This window comes from Neorhizobium sp. NCHU2750, assembly GCF_003597675.1.
Taxonomy (GTDB): Bacteria; Pseudomonadota; Alphaproteobacteria; order Rhizobiales; family Rhizobiaceae; genus Neorhizobium.
Window position 1 is genome coordinate 2,868,149 of record NZ_CP030827.1, and the last position, 18,865, is coordinate 2,887,013.

Consider the following 18,865-nt stretch of genomic DNA (forward strand, 5'->3'; position numbering starts at 1 on the left):
CCTCCGTTTCCGGAGGAGGCGCCTTGGACTGTCTTCGACTGGAGATCGAAGGATAGTGCGTTAATTGACCTGCTGCGGAGCGATCTGTGCCTCGATCGTCTTGGCGGTATCGCCGGCTTCGGCGGCGATCGCGATGCGACGCGGCTTCATCGCTTCGGGGATATTGCGCACCAGATCGATGTGAAGCAGCCCGTTCTTGAGAGATGCGGTCTCGACTTCGACATGATCGGCAAGCTGGAAGCGGCGCTCGAAGGCGCGCTTGGCAATTCCGCGATAGAGATATTCGCTCTGGTCTGCCCCGTCTTCCTCGCTCTTTTCACCCTTGACGGTCAGCGCATGGGCCTGGAATTCGATCGAAAGCTCGCTTTCGTCGAAGCCGGCGACGGCCATGGTGATGCGATAGGTGTTTTCGCCGGTCCGCTCGATATTATAGGGCGGATAGGTCTGGGTCTGGTCGGCAAAATTGCGATTGTCGAGCAGATTGAAAAGACGGTCGAAACCGACGGTGGAGCGGTAGAGAGGGGAAAAATCGACGTGACGCATAATGTCCTCCATTGAAGCGACGTTGCGGTTTTCGGTTTGGGTGTCGACATCCCGTTCTGGCGATGAAGACCCCGTTCAGCGGACCCTTTCGGCGCCCGCAGAATGAAGATGGGAATTGCCAAACCCGGCTTCAAGCCCCCTCCGAAACCACCTGAAAATTCCGAGGCCAACGGCATCGAGGGCGCCGGAACCAGCCATGAATGCCGGGTGAATGCCCGGTTCGGCAGCGGTTCAGCCGCCGGCATCTAGAACGAACACAAGGGAGGTCGAGTACCCCTCCCCGGCTGAAGTCGCATACGTGCCTTCTTCGCTTCAGCTCCTTTTGCCGGAACCGTGCAGCCCCCGTAACGCCGGTTCCGGCCTTCTTTCCCCACCGGCAGAAACCCGCCCACGCCGCAGCTGTTCTTTGTGTCGGGGATATTTCACTTGACCTCGACGCCCCTTCGCCCGACCCTGACCGGCATGAGCGAACTGCCCCAGATCAACGACGACATCCTCCATCCGACCCCGGACAATCCGGCACCGGAGGATTTTACCGCCGGGTATTTTGCCGGTCATCGCGGTGCGAGGCTGCGCTATGCCCTGTTCCGCAGCCACATCCTGCCGGCCCGCGGCACGATTGTGCTGCTCCATGGCCGCAACGAGTTCATCGAGAAATATTTCGAGACCATCCGCCAGCTGAACGACATGGGATTGTGGGTCGCCACCTACGACCTGCGCGGCCAGGGCGGCTCGGAGCGACTGACGAAGGATCCGCGCAAAGGCCATGTCCGCCGCTTCAGCGACTATGAGAAGGACCTCGAGATATTTCTGGAGCAGATCGTCCTTCCGGATGCCCGCCTGCCCTTCTTCCTCGTCGCCCATTCCACCGGCGCGCTGATCGCGCTTTCGGCCGCGCCGCGACTGTCCAACCGCATCAGCCGCATGGCGCTCTGCGCCCCCTATATCGGCTTCCACAATCAGCCCGCCTCAGAAAAACTCGTGCGGCCTCTGGCAAGGGCGATGGCCTGGACCGGCCTTGGCGGCATGCAGCTCGGCGGTGACCACCGCATCATCCCCTTTGAAGGCAACGGCCTGACCGGCGACCGCCCGCGTTTCGAGCGTAATATCGAACTCTACAAGACATTCCGGGAGCTGACGGTCGGCGCGCCGACGGCACGCTGGGTTCACGAGACACTGAAGGCTGCAAGCCGCGTATCGCTTCAGGCTCACCTCACGAAGATCACGATCCCCACCTTGATCCTCGCACCGGTCCTCGACGGCGTCGTGCCGTACCGGCTGCAGGAGGAACTGTCTCGCAATTTCCGTGCCGGACAGCTGATCACCGTAACCGGCGGTCGCCACGAACTGTTTCAGGACAAGGATATCTATCGCGCCCAGGCTATGGCCGCGATCGAGACATTCATGCCCGGCCTCGACGGCGGGCTGGATATTTTCGAGACCGCCGCCTGAACGGACATGCGGACAGCGCCGCCGCGCAAACCGTCGATCAGGCCTTCGAAAGCAGTTCCATCGCCTCTTCGTAAACGGCCCTCGATCCGGCCGCGATGATATTTCCGCCGCCTTCCGGACGCCCGCCATCCCAGGTGGTGATGATACCGCCGGCCTGCTCGATGATCGGGATCAGCGCACCGACATCATAGGGCTGCAGGCTGTTTTCCACCACCAGATCGACATGGCCTGCAGCAAGCAGAGCATAGGCATAGCAATCACAGCCATAGCGGAACAGCCGCACCTTGCCCTCGACCGCACGATAGCGGACGAGATCCTCGCCCTTGAAGATATGCGGCGAGGTGGTGAACAGGATCGCATCCGAAAGCGACCCGCAATCGCGCACGGAAATCTGCCGCTCGCCATCCGGGCCGGAATACCAGGACCGGCTGCCATCGGCGAAATAGCGCTCGCCGGTAAACGGCTGATCCATCACACCCATCACCGCCCGTCCGTTGGAGCGGAAGCCGATCAGCGTGCCCCAGACCGGTAGGCCGGAGATGAAGGCGCGCGTGCCGTCGATCGGATCGATCACCCAGACATGCTCCCGGTCGAGCCCGACATTCTCGTGCTCCTCGCCCAGAATGCCGTGATCTGGAAATTTGTCCGCAATCAGCGCCCGGATTGCCGTTTCGGCCGCCCGGTCGCCCTCGGTCACCGGATCGAAGCCGCCCGCCGCCTTGTTGACCACCGAAATGCCGGTGCGGAAACGCGGCAGGGTCTCCTCCTTTGCAGCTTGGGCAAGCGCATCGAAGAAAGCGCGGTCGGGCAACATCGGCAACTCCTGTGTCTTTGAAATACGGCGCATGGATACGCCTGTCATAAGACGTCCCGACGACGATGAAAACCACGATAACCGCAAATCCATGCCGCAGCATTCATCATAAAGCCTAAAAATGACGCAAATTTAATCACCACAAAAAGATGCTTGACAAATGTGCATACCTGACAGTATGTTCTTCCTCACAGTCTTTGACTGTAAATACCCTCCTTGGGTGTTTCCTCCCTAGACTTAGCCGCGCGAATAGCGCGGTTTTTTTTGCCCGTTTTTCCGCTTCGAAGCACAGCAAGAAGCGTGCTGCGCCCGCGGGCGCCCATCCAGCCAGAGATTTGCAAGATTTTTATTCCGCCGCGAGCGCGGTCATGCCGCCTGAGAAATCAGCGACATAGTCGGACATCCGACGCATGAAGGTCGAAAGCGCTGCAGCGATGATCGGAAATTCGTCCCGCTTTTCGAGTGTCGTCTCATCAACATAAAGACCACGGTTGATCTCGATCTGCAGGGCATGCAGCCCCCTGACCGGTCGGCCGTAATGCTCGGTGATGAAGCCCCCGGCATAGGGCTTGTTGCGCACGGCGGTAAAACCCATGTCGTCGAAAAACTGCAGGGCTGCACGCGACAGCTCGGCCGATGCACTGGTGCCGTAACGATCGCCGATGATGAAATCAGGCCGCACATCCGATCCGGAAAGCCGGATATTGCCAGGCATCGAATGGCAGTCGATCAGTACGCTGAGGCCAAATCGCGCATGGGTGCGCGCGATCAGCTTCCTGAGGCAGGCATGATAAGGCTTGTAGATGCCCTCGACCCGCGACAACCCCTCGTCCACCGACAGACGCTTGCGATAGATTTCCATGTTTTCCGCGACGATCCGCGGGATCGTCCCGAGCCCTCCGGCGACCCGCATCGAACCGATATTGACGTATGGCGGCAGAGGACCGTCGAACATCCTGGGATCGAGCTCATAGGGCTCGCGATTGACATCGAGGTAGGCACGCGGAAAGTGTGCGACGAGCAGCGGCGCGCCAAGCTCCGGCGCATCGGCAAACAACTCGTCGACGTAATGATCGGCCGAACGACGGATGGAAAGCGCGTCCAGATTGCTCTCCGCCAGGAAATCCACAGGATATTGGCTGCCGCTATGGGGAGAGTTGAAAACGAAGGGAATGGTTTGCAGCGCGGGCTCTCTGACCTCGAAATGCTGGCAATCTCCCGCGGCCTGATCCATCCTGCCTTTACCATTTCACGAACTAGTCTGACGCGTCATGTTGCCAGTTGCCCGGCGCCAAGTCCATACTATCTATAACCTACCAACACCCTTCCAGGCCGGTTAAACGGAAATTTACCGCAAACAGGCATTGTGGAGTGACCATTACAACCTCTGGCATGCACGGATAGCGGTCTCGAAGATGATACAGAAAATCCTTCTCGCCGAAGACGACAACGATATGCGCCGTTTTCTGGTGAAGGCACTGGAAAAGGCGGGATACAAGGTCGCCTCTTTCGATAATGGCGCAAGCGCCTATGACCGGCTCCGCGAAGAGCCCTTCTCCCTTCTTTTGACCGACATCGTCATGCCGGAAATGGACGGGATCGAGCTTGCCCGCCGGGCGACCGAACTCGACCCGGACCTGAAGGTGATGTTCATCACCGGTTTTGCAGCGGTCGCGCTCAACTCCGATTCCAAGGCTCCGAAGGATGCCAAGGTCCTGTCCAAGCCCTTCCACCTTCGCGACCTCGTCGACGAAGTGAACAAGATGCTTGCCGCAGCCTGATTCAATCGGCTGATTCTTTTGAGAAATCCGGCCCCGCCAGACGGAGGCCGGATTTATTCGGGGCCAAGGCTGGCAATCCACAGCCGCAAAATCCCGGAAATGTGGGGCCTTCAAAAAAGCTTCGCATTTCTTCCAAAAAACCAGTTGACGGCCCGACCACTCTATGGTCTATGCGCCGACATCGGATGGGCGTGTAGCTCAGCGGGAGAGCACTACGTTGACATCGTAGGGGTCACAGGTTCAATCCCTGTCACGCCCACCATTCCGATACTCGCAAGGCCCTGTTAACGCAGGGCTTTTTGCTTTTCTGGGGCTATCAAGACCCCTCACCTACCCCCTCGCAGCGCCCATTGAAAACGTTGAGCAACCCGCTACGCTCCCCTCACCTAAAAATCACTTTCGGAGGGGTTTCGCATGAGTCGCGGTGCATTCCGGCAGGCCGATCTTGAGAGGATTTTCCGAGCCGCCAAGACGGTTGGATCAATAGTAAAGATCGATCTCCGAACGCTGGTCGTTACCGTCATTGCCAGGGAAGAAGCAGAGCCTGATCCCTTGACGGACTTGGCACCCGACGGGAAAGATAACTTTGACGATTAGCGCGAGATGGAATGGTGCCCGACGAGGAATACAATCCCCTAATCGAACTCGCCAAAGCACTTGCCCGCCGTCAGGCGAGGATAGATGCTGAGGAGGAATCGAACGGGAGGGATAGGATGGACGGTCCTGCAGGGGGAAGAGGAAAATGGTCGGAAGCTGGCGTTCCTAAAAAAGGTTGGGAGTGCATCAACGTCGAGGATCTAGGCGAGCCGGCGAAGCGGTGCGAGATGTGCGAGGCAGTCGAAATCCGCTACGTTCACTACATGGTCAATACACGATACGACGGGCAGCTTGCTTGCGGCGTAGTTTGCGCTGGTCATATGGAAGAGGATTTGGCAGGAGCCGAGGTCCGTGACAAATCAATGCGTAGCGATGCCGCAAAGCGGAAACGCTTTCCTACCCTAAAGAGCTGGGGGTTAAGTCAAAAGCAAAATCCGACCCTCAAGAAGGGGCCATTCACTATTACTGTTTTTCAAAGAGGGAAATATTGGCGAGCGGTTGTTAACACCCGAGGCGTAGACAAACCGCTGTATACTCGCGATGTGTTCTCAACCAAGGAGGAAGCGCAACGCGCCGCGTTCGACACGCTCATCGTTGCGGAGCAACGGGCGAAGAAAAACCGTCGAACCGCCCCTCTTGCAGATGATTTCGATCTAGAGTTCTAACGTCTGAATGTTGAGTACGCTTCTCATCTGCGCTTCGCTGTTCGTAATCGACGGCGATACCGTGAAGTGCCAGCCCGGCGGTCAGAACCTTCGCCTGCTTGGCGGTGGCGTCGTGAACGAGTGGGGGATAGACACGCCTGAGATCGGCAGTCACGCCCGATGCACGAAGGAACGCAAGCTGGCACTGATCGCCAATAAGCGCTTGCGGGATATCATTGAGGGGAAAGATATCAGGATCGAGGTGAAAGGCCACGACCGGACGCCGAGCAAAAGGCCACTTGTGAACCTCTATCTGCCCGATGGGCGCGAGGTTGGCCAAATCCTAATCAAGGAAGGGACGGCCCGAGCATGGCGCCCGGGCATCAGGAACGATTGGTGCAGCGGCCAGCAAGGTAACGGTCGATGATGATCAGTTTCCTTGTGCGGCTTTAAATACCTCGAGCAGGTGCTGGAGATGAGGAGGAAGCATTTCGTCCTTGTTACGGTCTCCATGCGTTCTGAATAGCCCAGCGAGGATCTTGATTATTATTATGACGCTCGATGAAATGACCGCCACGATCAATCCCACTCGGCCGTAATTACCAATCAAAATGAAGAACCATTGATGGTAAAAGAGCATGCAGACCAAAAGAAGGTTGACAAACAGGACGTAGACCAGTGCGCATGTGACCATCAGCTTACGAAGCTTGCTTATCGTCGAAGCCTCGCTTCGCAGGTCTGAGACGTAATCGCGCACCTCGTTAATGAGATCCGACTGCAGACCTTTTTGCTCGAGAAGCAGCTCTACTGCAGGCCATTTCTCAAGGATCATAGAGACTTTGTCTTGTCCCTGTCCATGCGATGGCTCTCCGAGCGGGTTTTCACCGGTGATAGCCATTTAGATGCTCGCAATGCCGCGCTGCTTCGCGAGAGATCTATAGTGCTCTTTCATCCCTGATTCCGGTATCTCTGAATAGGCTCCAGTAGAGTTAAATGCCTTTTCCCACGGCCCGCCGTCCTGATGGGTAATACGGGAAAGCTCGAAGGCGTGCTTCTTGCCGTAACTCTTGAGAACTGCATCCACCACACGCTTTTGATAGTCGGTCAGACTTGGATAAAACTGGGCTCCAGTAAGACGATCGGTCACTCTGTCCGTCACAGGGTTTCCACCAAAATGGTTGAGAGCTCGGTAGACCTGCGGATACACGGGTCCATACTGCCAGGCCTGAGGCGTTTGCTCCACCAAAGGTGTATCACTGAACGCCAGGGACCAGCCGTGCGAAAGGTAGACCAGCTTCAGGAGCTGCATAATAGTGAGCTTTTCGACGCCTAACGCCGGCGCACGATCCAGTATGTAATTGGCAACCGCACGGGCGTCTTGCGACCGCTCCGGCGCGGTCATGTTCGGTTCCTTCGATACAGAGTAATCATGGAAGCTCCGACGTTAACGAGAGTTTTGCTCGCCTTAGCACCGGCGACTAACATAAAGATAGTTGATTCTCGTAAAGTTCACAGTGCAAGACTTGACACGCTGCCTAAACGTCGTGCAGCGACAAGAGAAATTCTTATTCATTTTGCTGGCGTGAATCCCTTTTTCTCAGCTTCGCCGACCGTTCGGAAGCACCATTCAGGCGACATCATCGCCCGGTATTGGCTGTCGGCAACGTGATACTTCCGGTTTTCAGACCCCCATATCTGCCGATCAGGAGGGCAGACAGGCCGATCGGCAAAAGCACCTCGGATTGATCGCCAGTAGACCGCCTGCTCTTGCGGCACAGTCTTACGGCCGGCGAAGAATGATCCGACAGCAACCGCCACAATCAGCAGCACAATCATAATGAGGTTCGGCATCTTCACGCCCGACGGCGTCCTGTCAGGGCTGAGGGCCATCATCGCAAAGCCTACCGAACAAACGGCGCGACCAAATCCAGATATCGACGTCCCAAGCCATGATTGCGGCTGATCGGCCAGCACCCACAGGAAACCAAACATTCCTATGAAGCAGGAGCCACCTGCTATCAGCGTGGCCCCATAGAGTGAGATATGGCTGTTCTCTCCGCCCTCCCCGCTATCTCGTCGGCCATTGACGACGACGTCGAAGGCATGCGGCGCATACCGCAAGAACATCCATGCGCTCGATAGTAGCAGCGCGAGAGAGGCGGCGCTGGAAACATACGGGTTTGGGGTGATGGCTCCAGCGAGCCAGTAAATCGCGTTCGCTACCAGCGTCCAAAAGACGAGCTGGTTACCTTTCAGTCTTGCCACCATCATTCTCCATTAAGAGGCGCATCATCCCCGACATGTTCCGGAGCGCGCGGTCTCCTGAATCGATGGCGACGGAATTGTATCGGGTCTTTTCCTGAGCCTCGGATATCGTTTGGCTCATTTCCGCCAGCCGGTGTTGCTCCGGGTGACCTCTAATGATCCGCGAAAGGATGCCTGATAACGTCATGCTCTCCCCCTATCTCGCAGGATCTCGATAGTGGTCTTCATGAGGTCGGCCTGATCCTCCATCTGATTTTTCATGACCTCGGACATGCCCGACCATTTCACCGCGTCGTCTTTGTGCGACGTCACGGCATCCATCAGTTTGTCCTGGACCGAAAAAAGCCTCTTGGTCACGAAGACCAGCGCCGCCATCGTGAGCAGCAGCACGGCACCGACGACGCCGACGTCGATAAGGCTCTTGCCCGCGCTGATGGCTGTTTCATCTGGCAGCAACGGAATTCCTTTCAGGCATGAAAAAGCCGCCCAGAAGAGCGGCCGAAGATTGCGCAGAAACGCGCAGATTTACGCAGAAATGCGCAGGCGACTTTCCCTCAAAAACGAGGGAAAGGTAGCAGCTTTTGATTTCCGGGCGGTGGCTCCACAGACTGCCTGAAGCTCATCGTGTGATGAGCGCGGGGTTCACGACGCCCGTATTTTTCAGCCAGACATTTCCGGGCGGTGTCAGATGCAATCCGTCAGTCGTGAAAAATCCACCCGCCGTTATCGTCGTGCTGGCGACCGCGCTAGCTGGTCGAGTGCCAAGCGTATATGTGCAAGTTGCGGTGCAAACACCCAAACTCGTTACGTTCGTTCCGTAACCGGCGATAAACGTTCCCGGTGCAACGTTCGTGCCGACGATAGACGAGCCGATAGGCAAGGTGCAAACCGTGCAAGCGGTGATCGTCAATATTCCCGGTGTTGCGACCGAAATACTTCCTGTCCCGCTGAACACTGGCGACAAAGCCGTCGCGTATGGATTTGGCGCAACCGGCCAAATATTCGAGCGCGTCGGATCAATCGCCCATGCAATATCAAAGACGCCTTTTTCGCCAGCAATACCCGCGCGCACCAACTGATTGAATGCAGCAATTTTCGCGTTGGGCGTTGACTGATTTGCAAGCGTGGTGAAATTATCGGTTGATAAAAGCGACGGTTCAATTGTCGTGCCAAAACCGATCAGACCGGGGTAGAGCGCCGCAATAGAAGCGCGATTTGCAGCGCACTGAGCGGCGGTCGTTGCTGTCGCCAGATCGTTGATGCAATAATTGTCGATGAAGTGCGAAAAATAGGTCGAGACAAACGCGTCTCGAAATGTCCGCGCATTCGCCAAATATTGCGCCGAAAGAGACGCACCGATACCGAGATTTGAATATCCGAACGCGGGGCCGATAGAGCGCGCCACGTTGCCGATGTCGCCGGTATAATCTGTCGCGTAATCGACACCGCCTTGAATTTTGCTGTCACCAATCAAAACGACTGACGGTCGTGTTGTAATCGAGGCAATACCAAGGGGGAATACAGTGTATGATCCGCACTGATTATTTGCAAAGCTTCCGCTTGTCAGCATGTCGGTGACGGAAAGATTTCCGGTTGTCCAGCAATCCGGCGCAGCGTCCTGATCGGGAATACTTTGCGGGCTGATCTGAGTGAAAATAGCGCCGCTTGCGTTGGTCTGGAGCATTCGCACATAGAAGCGGGAGTTAATCGGGATCGTTAAGCCGCTGCACTGGATGGTATTCAGGCCGATCGTAGTTGCGATGGTGCGCGGCCCGGTCCCGCAAAGGGTGTAGTTCGAACCGACATTGCACCGCGTAAAATCGCCAACGCAGATAGAAGCGCCGAGAGTTCCCGGTCCTGTCGTTACCTCCCCCGCCCCGTTGGTGACATAGAAGTTTCCGAAGATCACGACAGGGTCGACCATGCGGTCACGCGACCAGTGCATGGTCTGCGACATCGTGCCAGAGTTGGCGCCGAGTGATTGATACGCAATTCGCCCGCGTGTCGCGGTGACACCGAGATACGGCGTCGTCACGGCCATTTTGCCGACATAGCCGTTGGCATCATGGCCAACGACGTTCGTCAGGTTCCGGGCGGGGAGCTGGTCGATTTGCAAGGTCTGGGCAGTCGCCAGAGACGCAAGCGACAATAGGCACAACAGCCCATAGAAAAATCGGCGGATCATGGTGCAGTCTTTCCTGTAAGGGGGGAAGTGGTGCCGTCCGGGCCTTTGCCAGTCAACGTGATGTAGGAGCCGTCCGGCTGCTTGCCGGTCAGAGTGGAGTAGCCAGCAGGCGGCGCTATTCCACCGCCCTGGCCCATGGGTCGCGAAAGCGAAAGAGAAATACCGATCTCCATTGATCAGCTCCCCAGTGGCTTCTTTGCGACCCATCGGCCATAGAGAGCGAGGGCACCACCGATCAGCGGAGCGCTGGCAAGCACAAGGTCGATGATCTGGCCCTGCAGCTCAGACGGGAAGGCATAACCGAACAGGCTGAGGAGGCCGGCCACCAAGGCGAGGATCGACCCCAGCGTCACGCGGGACTGATACCAGGGCTCAGAATTGGTGACGTGGGCCACCACCGGCGCAACCTCCGTCAGCACCTTGGACGTGACCGCGCTAACATCGGCGCGATCAGTCGACAGCTCGGGATCGCTGGCGGCCTTGGCAACACCTTTGACGATGGCGGTACGGACGAGATCAACGGCTGACATTCTTGGCCTCCTTGAGGGCGAGCGAGATGGTGGCGTAGGCCGTGGCAGCCAGGACAAGCGCATTTGCCGCGGTGACCCTCGTCGGATCGGCGCAGACCACCATGGCGCCACGATAAGCGGCGTCTTCCTTGGCGATGGTCGATGCCTTGATGTTGCCGGATGCCGAGGCGGCGATGAACGCCGCATGGCCGGTCTGGATCAGGTTGCAGGTGGCCGGCAGGTTCTTCTGGATCGCCGTGTCGATCGAACCGGTCGTGGTGCATGCGGACAGCACAACGGCTGCCGCGCAGAGAACTGCGATGCTCTTCATGGTCTTGTCCCTTGTTGAAAGATCAGGCTGCCAGTCTCGAAAGTGCGTCCTTTCGCACGTCGAATGATGGGCATGCCTTGTTGGCGTACTGGTTATGCCCGGTCACCTTGGCGATCGGGAATTTGCGGCAGAGCTGGGCTGTCAGCCGGAGCATCGAAGAGCGCTGCGCAGCGGTCCGTGTGTCCTTGGCAGTCTTGCCATCGGCAGAGACGCCGCCAACATACGAAATGCCAATGGTGCCGGTGTTGTGGCCCTCGACGTGAGCACCGATCTGACCGATCGGTCGGCCAAGCATGATCCGGCCATCGCGATAGATGATGTAGTGATAACCGATATCGGAAAAGCCGCGTAGCTTATGCCAGGCGCGGATGTCGTCGACCGTGAAGTCTTTGCCTTCAGGCGTGGCGGTGCAATGAGCGATGATCTCATTGATGAACCGAGCGGTATCGAGCAGCCTCAAGCTGGCTACGTTAGGCGGCGGCATTGCGATATCGGCGCCAAGCCCGAACGCCGGCACCGGCTGAAGCATCGCGCTCTTGTCCGGTTCCGTCCTTCCCGGCTTCGGATCGGCCTCTGCGCGCTTCAGAGCGGTCATGGTCTGGGGGCCGGCGATGCCATCAACGACCAGGCCGTATTTCTGTTGAGCAGCCTTCACAGCGTCGATTGTCTTCTGACCCTTGATGCCGTCGATCGGGCCGGGATTGAAGCCAAGCGCCGTCAGCCGCCGCTGGAGATCCAGCACGGTATTACTCATGGTGATTTTCCTTTGGGGTTAGTTGCCGATCGCCCGAACGGTGATCGACACGCCGGCACCGGCTTTCTGGAATGGACCGGAGCTGAGTAGCAGTGTGGCCCGTGAGACCATAACTTGCACCTGGCAGCCTGTCTTGCTGACCGATCCGGCAACGACTGCGCCGGTGATCATCTGTTCATTGCTCCATCCCTCGATCACGTCGACGTCAGGAATGGCATCGAAGGCAGGGCTGAACACGATGGAAGCGATACCTGTGCTCAATGTCGCGCCGGTGAAACGCTCTACCCGCTTCGGTGCGCCGGCAGCGCCCGGAGAGCCGTCTTTCCCCGGTAGGCCAGGTGATCCGTCTTTTCCCGGGAGGCCATCCTTGCCGGGAGTTCCAGCCGCACCGGCCGAGCCGTCTTTTCCGGGCAGCCCGTCCTTTCCCGGAGCGCCGTCCTTGCCGGGGATGCCCTGATCGCCTTTGACGGTCTGGGCCCTGCCCGCGATGTCTTGAACTGTGGTGCGGACGGCTTTCCCGCTCTGGAAGACGATAGCGGTCTCTGCGCCGGTAAGCGGGGCGGCCGGATCAATCTTCTTCGTCATGTTCAGGTCTCCGGCGCGAGAAGCTGATCAGCACGATCAGAACCGAACGCATTCACCAACATCTCGTGAAGCGTTGCCCAAAGAGGATCATTCGACGCGAGATAGGTTGCCGCCATGTAGATCTGCTTGAGCCGAGCGGTTGTCTCGCTCATGACGGCATCCATCGTGGCGGCTTCGTCATCTGTCATTCGAAGCCACGGCGTGGTTTTGGAGATCTGATAGACCGAAGGGGGAGCGGGAGGCGGATCAAGTATGACGAATTGCCCAGCATGATCGCCCAGCCACTGCTGGAACAGCCCGTTCATGCTGTTCGGACCGCCATCGGGATCTGATGGACGAGTGCAATACTCGCAGTCATAAGTCTCCCCCTGCATATCAGTTATGTTGGCGACGACGATCAACGCGCTAGCATCGGTCGGAACGCTGTAGACGGCGGAGACGGAGTTGATAGCAGGCATTACGCCCTCCTCTGGACCAAAGATGAATCCGACGTGAGCGCCGCTCGATAGACGAACGTTCCGGTAACCGGCGTGTTGCCGCTAGCCGAATACGTGTATCGATCATTGTTCGACCCGTCGTAATAGACCGATACTGTCGAGTTTCGCGGGCCTCGCGCGCTGCTCGCAAGCAGGCCAATGTAAGCGCCAACTGGGACGCCGCCTGCAATGCTCGATCCCGTATAGAATAGGTCTGTGAGGTCCATTGTCGCCAACCCCCCAAGACCGAGATTGGTGCGAGCTGCCGATGCCGTAGTCGCAGCTGTCCCGCCTTTTGCTATAGGCACGGTCGGAAGGCGCGCGCTGTCGATAGTCCCTGAATCGATGTTGCCAGCGCCAATGCTCGCGACAAGTGTGCCGTCAACATTGACGCGGAAACGCTCGACGTTGTCGTAGGAATAAAGAAGAGTTCCTGCGGTCGAGAGGCCCAGCTTTCCCCCGCTTGTACCATCCCCCGTATTGACCAGATATGCGAGGCCATCATCAGCATCGCTCGAATAGAGATGTTTTAATCTCCCATTGGCTACGAAACCGGTGCTTAGGTCAGACGCAGATCCAGATGAAGCTATTGCCGCCAGCCCGAGGTTCGTTCTCGCCGCGGCTGCCGTTGAAGCTCCCGTACCGCCGTTTGCAACAGACAGATCGGCACCGGACCAGTTGCCATCGTTGATGCCGTTCAGGGTGGACACGTTACCGAGGCCAAGTGTGGCCCGTGCTGCCGCTGCATCCGCATCATCGATCAGAGAGCGACCGTAAGCCGATAGCGTAGTCAAGGCGACGGTATCGGCGCCAGTGGTGTAGATCAGCTGATTATTTGCCGTGACCAAACCAGACATCGCCTGAAGTAAGGCATCATAGGCCTGAATATTGGTGCCGATTTTCAGGCCGAGCGCTTCTCGGGCAGCAGTGGCATTGGTGGCGCCGGTACCGCCCGCAGTGATCGGCCTCGCGGCGTTAGCATCCGCGACCAAGTCGTCGACGAAGGCATTGTAGGGCGCCGACTGGATTGTCGTGTTCGGCGTGCCCTTTGTGCCGGCCGGTTCTGAATAGACACCACTGGAACGGGGCATCGCTTTCTCCATAAAAAAACCCCGCGACCGCGAGGCTTAACGATAATTCGATTTCGGATTCGACTTATGCGCGAACAAAGCGATGATCAGCGCGCCAACAAAGGAGGGCGAAATGGCTGACAATGCAGTCGTACATATCGGGGAAAATTCGCCGGAAAAGATCGCTTACAAGCTTTTCGAACACATCGCGGCTTGTGAGAAAAAAGGGATAAACGGAGGCAACGCCAACGGCTACACGCCTGCCGACAAGGAGTACATCCTCAAGACTTTTGCGGAAGCGATGAACGTTGTACGGAATCCAAGCTACCATCTGTGACGAACTTATAATACGCCTCCGCCTTCTCGACGTCCTTGGTAGGAGTTGAGCTGCCCTGTGCGAGCGCAAGGCGGAGGCATTCCATCCTTATATCAATCTTGTTCATTTCCATTTCCTTTCGTGTATTGTCTTGACCATGCAGATCGACCACGACCCGAACGAACCTAAGATCGACCGGAAGCCAGAGAGCTTCCGGCTGTTATTTGCCGTTATCGCGGTCGCATGGGCGGCACTGCTTTACAGCACGGATTTAGATTGGCGATCAGCAGTTGCAGGCTTTGCCACTGGCGCAATCTTCATGCTTTGGGCGTCTGTACGCTTCAAGCACTTATGGTGACGTGATCCTTCCCGAACCGGCACCGGTTCCCTGCAGCATGCTCGACAAGACCAAAGCCCTGAGCTGATCACGGCTCATCTGCTGACGACCTACTCGTGCAAGAGCTTGCCGAGCAGCATCCGGATTTGTCTCGATTAGTTGGCGGCCAACACGCTCCACCACACGGGGTGGAAGTCCCTTCCCTGCACTGAAGGCCTGCCGAACGCCAGCGAGCGCAGCCTGCGGGAAATTTCCCTGCAGCAGGTTCGACAAGACCGCTGGATCAAAGTTCGCCATATCATCGATATCGCCAAGGTTATCCGCGGTTCGCGAATTACCAAGGGCGGCATTGTTCGTCTCGAACATGCGGTTTTCACGACCGATCTGCCGGCCAAGTTTTTCCGCGCGGCCAGGAGCCGCGAACGCTTGGAACTCCTGCTCGTACTTAGGCGTGGTCAAAGCCCGAGCGCGATTAGTGGAAGGCCCCATGGCCTTGCTCTCGATGTCCGCAATGATCGGATCGACATAACCAGAGCGAAAAGCTTGCTGCTGGTCGGGCGTCAGGCGATTGAACTGATCAATGCTGTCCTCAGCCCTGACACGGCCCGACTTGGCGGCCTGACCCTCTGCAACACTATCGATCACGCGGCTGCGCGTTGCGAAGGTATCGTTGGCCTGACGGAATGCAGGAGAGCCAGCCTCAAGGGCGCGGTCCACTTCTCTCTTGACCTGCGTCAGGGCGTGAGCGCGGTTGCCAGCGCCTTGCCCTTCGGCTCGCGTGATCGCGTCGTCGAGATCCAGCTTCACACGGAAAAGCGCGTTGAAGTCGGTTATCTGACTATTGCCATCGGAGATCATGCGACGGACCCGGGCAAGCGCGCCCTCAATCGTATCATAGCCGATATTGTCGCGCGGGTTCACAATCTGATTAACACCGGGCGCTAAGGTTTCGTCGATACGCTCAAGGATCGGCGTGACGTTGACAGAGCCGGCTTGCCGACGGGCAGTGCCATAAAGAGCATCCGCCTCAGTGTCGCGAGCGTCGGTCAATGTCCTCGTCAATCGATCGGAGGTTACGGGAGCGTCAAAACCCTCTGCGAGATTGGCCGCAAGGCGTTCAGGCTGGCCCATCTGCCGACGAACAAGGAAGTCTGTCACTTCTTGCCGAGCGTCGTTCGGGGTCCGTGTCACCGGTACCAGCGCGCGCTGACCGGCGTTCCCCATTGCATCCGCCATCGTGTACATCGGCTGACCTTCATCAGCAGCAAGACGCATGATGTCTGCAATCTGGTCAGGCGTCTTGCCTGAGCGCTGGAGGTAGGTTCGCATAGCCTTGTCGGTATAAGCCTCGGGACGGAACGGTGCGAGAAGCGGGGCTGTAGCTCCTTTGAACGCACCTGATACAGCCGTCGTGACGGAAGGCAGAGCCGCACCAAGACCCGCACCAACGAACGCGCCCGTCCCGAGGCCAAGCGCGCGACCTTCCAAGCCTTCTCCGTTGCCCGCTCCTTGCGCGGCACCGAGCAGAGAGCCTTCAAGCGCAGACGCCTTCGTTACGCCAGCAAGCCCCTTGCCCGCATTGATGGCGTTTGCAGTGGCAGACAAGCCCGCCTTTGCCAGACCAGTGCCGCCTGCGATACCGCCTGCAAGCTGACCGGCGAGGAATGATCCGGGATTGGTTTCTTTCGCCCGCGCTTCCTGACCGCGCATCGCCTTCAGCAGCTCGTCATAAGACCGCGGCTTCTCACCGGTGATCATGGACGCAAGATATTCAGACGCGGCTCCAAGACCTGCACCTAATTCGTCACCGAAGCCGAACGACATCACATCGCCGGCACCTAGAGCAGCGGCACCGGCCATTCCGCCATCGAATTGAACTGGCTGACGGGTTTGAGTTGCTGTTTGCTGTTGAACTGGCTCCGCCGCGGCGGGAGGGCTGCCCAGATGCTGCTGGAGAGCCTGCATCGCGCCTTCCGGGTTCTCGCCCGTGACGCGATAGACTTGCCCATCAGGTCCGGTAATCTTGAATGTCGGCATTATTCAGCCTCGATCGTGTAACCGCCGATATTGACGGGCCCGCCCTGCTGGCGTGGCTTGTAGTAGGTTCCGCCGCGCAACTCTTTCGCGCGGTCCTGATTGTAGGCGAGTTTCTTTTCGGCCTGACGGATCGCCTTCTGGATGATGATCTTCCGCTCTGCCGGCGTTTTGTCGATGCTGGCCTGGAGATCGAGAAGGATCTGGCGCTCGCCTTCCGTCGGAGCAGCGCCGAAGATAGACTTCAGCGAGCTCAGCGCCTGATTGAGCACCGTGTTCGACAGCTCGGTCGTGGCCTCACCTTTCGTGTCGTCGAAGAAGCCTGTCGGATCATTTCGGGCCGCCCAAGACTGCCAGCCAGCAGAAGCACCATAACCAGCGCGATCATTGAGCGACGGGCCGTTTTCGGGGCCGGGAGCAATGACACTCTGCAACTGCTCGATGACGTTCTGGGCAGCGAATGCATTGTCTTCCGAATCCCTGATCGCCTCCCGATCGCCGGCGGTGACGCCGCGGTCGGATGTAGGCAGCGTGCCGGTCAGGATGAAACGCTGGCCCTCTGGTGATTTCGGATCAATGCCGTAGCGTGCTGCTAGGGCCTCACGCTGCGATGCTTCAAAACCCGGATTGTCGGCAGCGCCCTGACCGCCCACAGCGGAGACCTGACCTTCTCGGCTGATCTGGTAAGGACGGCGATCGTATTCAGGGATGCCATAGGCTCTGCGCTCATCGCTGGTCAGCATTCGGTAACCCGGCTGGTTCATCCGGTCGATTTGCGTTTGCGTCTGCTTCAGGCCAAGCTGATATGCCGGGTCGCTCTGTTTCTGATAGCGCTCGTAGTCCTGCTGATATTGCCACATCGCCTGTTTCTGGCGCTGCTCGTATTGCTCCTGCCGCTGCTGGACGGCCATCCGAACCGCCTGCTTCTGGCCTTCGTCAGCAAAGGGGCTGGACAGGAAGCGAAGGGTTTCCTGATCAATCTGGAACGGCTGCATCTGCGGCATCTGCGGAGGCTGCATCATTGGCGGCTGTGGAGCCGGTGCGGCCTGCTGAGGTGCTGGGGCTGCCTGCTGAGGCGCAGAAGTGACCTGAGGCGCAGCGGCCACATTACTTGCCGGAAGCGCGCCACCGCCAGCCTGTGGAGGCACAGCGGCAGGCATAGGCAGACGACCGCCTTTCTGGGGTTGCTCAGGACCGAACCGGGACACATCGAAAGGCTGCTCCGGCCGTGCCTGCGGGATCGGCGGCTGCATCGGCTGTGGCTGGGAATTCGGCGCGCTGACCGTCGGGTCGACATATCCGGAGCCGGGAGCCTGACGCTCGATCGCGGCAGCCCCTGACATTCCAGCCGATGGATCGAGCGAAGCCACTTCAGTGCCGCCGCCCTGCCCGCCTTGGAACTGCGGCAGATATCCCGCGGCATAGCTCTGGCGACGGCCGGCCTCACCACCAGGACGATTGTAGCCCGCGAACTTCCATGCGTTGTTCATCAGCGACTGCGCTTCTTCGACGCTCTGGGCGCTGTTGAGCTTTGCGACGAGCTGCGGATCTTCACGCAGGAAGAACTCGCCCTGTGTCTGCGGAGAGCCGTTGCCCTGCTCACCCTTCGATCGCGCGTAGGCCTGAAGGGCAGCGAGGCGCGGACCGCGAAGAGACAGGATGCCGCCAGACGTGCCCGGCTGGCCGCTTTCCGAAGGATCGTTCCAAGTCCGGCCGGCGTTTTCAGGTGACCATCCGCTTTCAGCGCGGCCCGTGGCAGCGACGGCAGCCAAGCCATAGGGGTTCGTCAAGCCGCCAGCCTTCACACTGTCGATAAAGGGGGAGAAGGTCGAACCGTTTTTCGACACGTCTGCCGGAGCGGTTGCGCCGATTTCGGCTGCAGCTCCTGGCATCGGCAGCGTCGAGCCGCCCGTCGATGGCTGGCCGGTGATCTTGCTCAGGATGCTGTCGAACTGCGACGAAGCCTGCTGCTGACCTTCACGCATGCCCTTGTTTGCCTGCCAGCGGTTGATGCCAACACCAATACCGCCGAGTACAGAACCGATGCCCTCGGCAACGGTTTTCGGCTGGCGGCCAAGGATCTGCGCCGCGAGGAGATCGGCGCGCGTCCTCTTGTCCTGCAGATCCTTGTAAGACACACCGGTGTTTCCGCCGAAGATAAACCCGACCATC

General features: G+C 58.4%; 23 protein-coding genes and 1 tRNA gene. 7 read left to right on the plus strand and 17 right to left on the minus strand.

Annotation, left to right across the window (positions count from 1 at the left end; genetic code table 11):
* Nucleotides 1-60: 60 nt before the first annotated feature.
* Entirely contained in the window at nt 61-543 is a 483-nt protein-coding gene (locus NCHU2750_RS14045) for an Hsp20 family protein (protein WP_119941066.1), read from the minus strand.
* Between the two features lie 462 nt (nt 544-1,005).
* Here NCHU2750_RS14045 and NCHU2750_RS14050 point away from each other — a divergent pair, with 462 nt between their 5' ends.
* Nucleotides 1,006-1,995 (plus strand): alpha/beta fold hydrolase, encoded by a 990-nt coding sequence (locus NCHU2750_RS14050; protein WP_119943359.1) that lies wholly within the window; start codon nt 1,006-1,008, stop codon nt 1,993-1,995.
* Between the two features lie 37 nt (nt 1,996-2,032).
* Here NCHU2750_RS14050 and hisN read toward each other — a convergent pair whose 3' ends face one another.
* A complete protein-coding gene (gene hisN, locus NCHU2750_RS14055; protein WP_119941067.1) occupies nt 2,033-2,809 on the minus strand; it encodes a histidinol-phosphatase in 777 nt (258 codons plus the stop codon).
* A gap of 346 nt (nt 2,810-3,155) precedes the next feature.
* Nucleotides 3,156-4,043 carry an N-formylglutamate amidohydrolase gene (locus NCHU2750_RS14060; protein WP_119941068.1) on the minus strand — a complete coding sequence of 296 codons (888 nt, stop codon included), beginning with the start codon at nt 4,041-4,043 and terminating at the stop codon, nt 3,156-3,158.
* Nucleotides 4,044-4,224: 181 nt separating this feature from the next.
* Between NCHU2750_RS14060 and cpdR1 the strand changes: the two genes are divergently transcribed.
* The 4 genes from cpdR1 to NCHU2750_RS14085 all read left to right on the plus strand — a co-directional run bounded on the left by cpdR1 (nt 4,225) and on the right by NCHU2750_RS14085 (nt 6,258).
* On the plus strand, nt 4,225-4,590 hold the full coding sequence (cpdR1, locus tag NCHU2750_RS14065; protein WP_112457710.1) for a response regulator CpdR1: 366 nt from the start codon (nt 4,225-4,227) through the stop codon (nt 4,588-4,590).
* A gap of 187 nt (nt 4,591-4,777) precedes the next feature.
* A tRNA-Val gene (locus NCHU2750_RS14070) sits at nt 4,778-4,852 on the plus strand.
* A gap of 346 nt (nt 4,853-5,198) precedes the next feature.
* Entirely contained in the window at nt 5,199-5,852 is a 654-nt protein-coding gene (locus NCHU2750_RS14080; protein ID WP_119941070.1) for a hypothetical protein, read from the plus strand.
* A gap of 7 nt (nt 5,853-5,859) precedes the next feature.
* Nucleotides 5,860-6,258: a thermonuclease family protein gene (locus NCHU2750_RS14085; RefSeq protein WP_119941071.1), complete on the plus strand. Its 399-nt coding sequence runs from the start codon at nt 5,860-5,862 to the stop codon at nt 6,256-6,258.
* A 3-nt stretch (nt 6,259-6,261) separates the two neighbouring features.
* On the opposite strand, the gene NCHU2750_RS14090 is transcribed toward NCHU2750_RS14085, so the two are convergent.
* The 12 genes from NCHU2750_RS14090 to NCHU2750_RS30835 form a co-directional block, all read right to left on the minus strand.
* Nucleotides 6,262-6,729, minus strand: coding sequence for a hypothetical protein (locus tag NCHU2750_RS14090; protein ID WP_119941072.1), 468 nt, complete (start codon nt 6,727-6,729; stop codon nt 6,262-6,264).
* The gene (locus tag NCHU2750_RS14095) at nt 6,730-7,233 is read right to left on the minus strand and encodes a Panacea domain-containing protein (RefSeq protein ID WP_119941073.1); all 504 of its coding nucleotides are present in this window, start codon (nt 7,231-7,233) and stop codon (nt 6,730-6,732) included.
* A gap of 167 nt (nt 7,234-7,400) precedes the next feature.
* A complete protein-coding gene (locus NCHU2750_RS14100; protein WP_162939626.1) occupies nt 7,401-8,102 on the minus strand; it encodes a sunset domain-containing protein in 702 nt (233 codons plus the stop codon).
* A gap of 177 nt (nt 8,103-8,279) precedes the next feature.
* A complete protein-coding gene (locus NCHU2750_RS14110) occupies nt 8,280-8,552 on the minus strand; it encodes a hypothetical protein (protein WP_119941076.1) in 273 nt (90 codons plus the stop codon).
* 163 nt (nt 8,553-8,715) lie between these two features.
* Entirely contained in the window at nt 8,716-10,281 is a 1,566-nt protein-coding gene (locus NCHU2750_RS14115) for a hypothetical protein (protein ID WP_119941077.1), read from the minus strand.
* Complete coding sequence (locus NCHU2750_RS30525) at nt 10,278-10,454, minus strand: hypothetical protein (RefSeq protein WP_162939627.1); 177 nt, start codon at nt 10,452-10,454, stop codon at nt 10,278-10,280. Before NCHU2750_RS30525 ends, NCHU2750_RS14115 begins: the two co-directional genes overlap by 4 nt.
* A 3-nt stretch (nt 10,455-10,457) precedes the next feature.
* Nucleotides 10,458-10,811 carry a hypothetical protein gene (locus tag NCHU2750_RS14120; protein ID WP_119941078.1) on the minus strand — a complete coding sequence of 118 codons (354 nt, stop codon included), beginning with the start codon at nt 10,809-10,811 and terminating at the stop codon, nt 10,458-10,460.
* Nucleotides 10,798-11,121: a cell wall anchor protein gene (locus NCHU2750_RS14125; RefSeq protein ID WP_119941079.1), complete on the minus strand. Its 324-nt coding sequence runs from the start codon at nt 11,119-11,121 to the stop codon at nt 10,798-10,800. The genes NCHU2750_RS14120 and NCHU2750_RS14125 overlap by 14 nt, the downstream gene beginning before the upstream one ends.
* 22 nt (nt 11,122-11,143) lie before the next feature.
* Nucleotides 11,144-11,875, minus strand: coding sequence for a peptidoglycan recognition protein family protein (locus tag NCHU2750_RS30940; RefSeq protein WP_119941080.1), 732 nt, complete (start codon nt 11,873-11,875; stop codon nt 11,144-11,146).
* Between the two features lie 18 nt (nt 11,876-11,893).
* Nucleotides 11,894-12,460, minus strand: a complete 567-nt coding sequence (locus NCHU2750_RS30530; RefSeq protein ID WP_162939628.1) for a collagen-like protein — start codon at nt 12,458-12,460, stop codon at nt 11,894-11,896.
* A gap of 2 nt (nt 12,461-12,462) precedes the next feature.
* Nucleotides 12,463-12,918: a hypothetical protein gene (locus NCHU2750_RS14140; RefSeq protein WP_119941081.1), complete on the minus strand. Its 456-nt coding sequence runs from the start codon at nt 12,916-12,918 to the stop codon at nt 12,463-12,465.
* Nucleotides 12,918-14,027, minus strand: coding sequence for a hypothetical protein (locus NCHU2750_RS30835; protein ID WP_119941082.1), 1,110 nt, complete (start codon nt 14,025-14,027; stop codon nt 12,918-12,920). Before NCHU2750_RS30835 ends, NCHU2750_RS14140 begins: the two co-directional genes overlap by 1 nt.
* 112 nt (nt 14,028-14,139) lie before the next feature.
* Here NCHU2750_RS30835 and NCHU2750_RS14150 point away from each other — a divergent pair, with 112 nt between their 5' ends.
* A complete protein-coding gene (locus NCHU2750_RS14150) occupies nt 14,140-14,343 on the plus strand; it encodes a hypothetical protein (RefSeq protein ID WP_162939629.1) in 204 nt (67 codons plus the stop codon).
* 130 nt (nt 14,344-14,473) lie between these two features.
* A complete protein-coding gene (locus NCHU2750_RS14155; RefSeq protein ID WP_205583852.1) occupies nt 14,474-14,680 on the plus strand; it encodes a hypothetical protein in 207 nt (68 codons plus the stop codon).
* Here the strand turns inward: NCHU2750_RS14155 and NCHU2750_RS14160 are convergent.
* Both NCHU2750_RS14160 and NCHU2750_RS14165 read right to left on the minus strand, forming a co-directional pair.
* Nucleotides 14,672-16,696, minus strand: a complete 2,025-nt coding sequence (locus NCHU2750_RS14160; RefSeq protein WP_245480247.1) for a hypothetical protein — start codon at nt 16,694-16,696, stop codon at nt 14,672-14,674. The genes NCHU2750_RS14155 and NCHU2750_RS14160 overlap by 9 nt on opposite strands.
* Nucleotides 16,696-18,864: a hypothetical protein gene (locus tag NCHU2750_RS14165; protein WP_119941084.1), complete on the minus strand. Its 2,169-nt coding sequence runs from the start codon at nt 18,862-18,864 to the stop codon at nt 16,696-16,698. The genes NCHU2750_RS14160 and NCHU2750_RS14165 overlap by 1 nt, the downstream gene beginning before the upstream one ends.
* Between the last annotated feature and the right edge of the window lies 1 nt (nt 18,865).

Excerpts from the sequence above, each read along its gene's own strand:
- NCHU2750_RS14165 (WP_119941084.1), bottom strand. The coding sequence starts at position 18,864 with ATGGTCGGGTTTATCTTCGGCGGAAACACCGGTGTGTCTTACAAGGAT.
- NCHU2750_RS14140 (WP_119941081.1), bottom strand. The coding sequence starts at position 12,918 with ATGCCTGCTATCAACTCCGTCTCCGCCGTCTACAGCGTTCCGACCGAT.
- cpdR1 (WP_112457710.1), top strand. The coding sequence starts at position 4,225 with ATGATACAGAAAATCCTTCTCGCCGAAGACGACAACGATATGCGCCGT.
- NCHU2750_RS14120 (WP_119941078.1), bottom strand. The coding sequence starts at position 10,811 with ATGTCAGCCGTTGATCTCGTCCGTACCGCCATCGTCAAAGGTGTTGCC.
- NCHU2750_RS14150 (WP_162939629.1), top strand. The coding sequence starts at position 14,140 with ATGGCTGACAATGCAGTCGTACATATCGGGGAAAATTCGCCGGAAAAG.
- NCHU2750_RS14085 (WP_119941071.1), top strand. The coding sequence starts at position 5,860 with ATGTTGAGTACGCTTCTCATCTGCGCTTCGCTGTTCGTAATCGACGGC.
- NCHU2750_RS14125 (WP_119941079.1), bottom strand. The coding sequence starts at position 11,121 with ATGAAGAGCATCGCAGTTCTCTGCGCGGCAGCCGTTGTGCTGTCCGCA.
- NCHU2750_RS14160 (WP_245480247.1), bottom strand. The coding sequence starts at position 16,696 with ATGCCGACATTCAAGATTACCGGACCTGATGGGCAAGTCTATCGCGTC.
- NCHU2750_RS30835 (WP_119941082.1), bottom strand. The coding sequence starts at position 14,027 with ATGCCCCGTTCCAGTGGTGTCTATTCAGAACCGGCCGGCACAAAGGGC.
- NCHU2750_RS30525 (WP_162939627.1), bottom strand. The coding sequence starts at position 10,454 with ATGGAGATCGGTATTTCTCTTTCGCTTTCGCGACCCATGGGCCAGGGC.
- NCHU2750_RS30940 (WP_119941080.1), bottom strand. The coding sequence starts at position 11,875 with ATGAGTAATACCGTGCTGGATCTCCAGCGGCGGCTGACGGCGCTTGGC.
- hisN (WP_119941067.1), bottom strand. The coding sequence starts at position 2,809 with ATGTTGCCCGACCGCGCTTTCTTCGATGCGCTTGCCCAAGCTGCAAAG.
- NCHU2750_RS14060 (WP_119941068.1), bottom strand. The coding sequence starts at position 4,043 with ATGGATCAGGCCGCGGGAGATTGCCAGCATTTCGAGGTCAGAGAGCCC.
- NCHU2750_RS30530 (WP_162939628.1), bottom strand. The coding sequence starts at position 12,460 with ATGACGAAGAAGATTGATCCGGCCGCCCCGCTTACCGGCGCAGAGACC.
- NCHU2750_RS14080 (WP_119941070.1), top strand. The coding sequence starts at position 5,199 with ATGGTGCCCGACGAGGAATACAATCCCCTAATCGAACTCGCCAAAGCA.
- NCHU2750_RS14045 (WP_119941066.1), bottom strand. The coding sequence starts at position 543 with ATGCGTCACGTCGATTTTTCCCCTCTCTACCGCTCCACCGTCGGTTTC.
- NCHU2750_RS14100 (WP_162939626.1), bottom strand. The coding sequence starts at position 8,102 with ATGATGGTGGCAAGACTGAAAGGTAACCAGCTCGTCTTTTGGACGCTG.
- NCHU2750_RS14115 (WP_119941077.1), bottom strand. The coding sequence starts at position 10,281 with ATGATCCGCCGATTTTTCTATGGGCTGTTGTGCCTATTGTCGCTTGCG.
- NCHU2750_RS14095 (WP_119941073.1), bottom strand. The coding sequence starts at position 7,233 with ATGACCGCGCCGGAGCGGTCGCAAGACGCCCGTGCGGTTGCCAATTAC.
- NCHU2750_RS14090 (WP_119941072.1), bottom strand. The coding sequence starts at position 6,729 with ATGGCTATCACCGGTGAAAACCCGCTCGGAGAGCCATCGCATGGACAG.
- NCHU2750_RS14050 (WP_119943359.1), top strand. The coding sequence starts at position 1,006 with ATGAGCGAACTGCCCCAGATCAACGACGACATCCTCCATCCGACCCCG.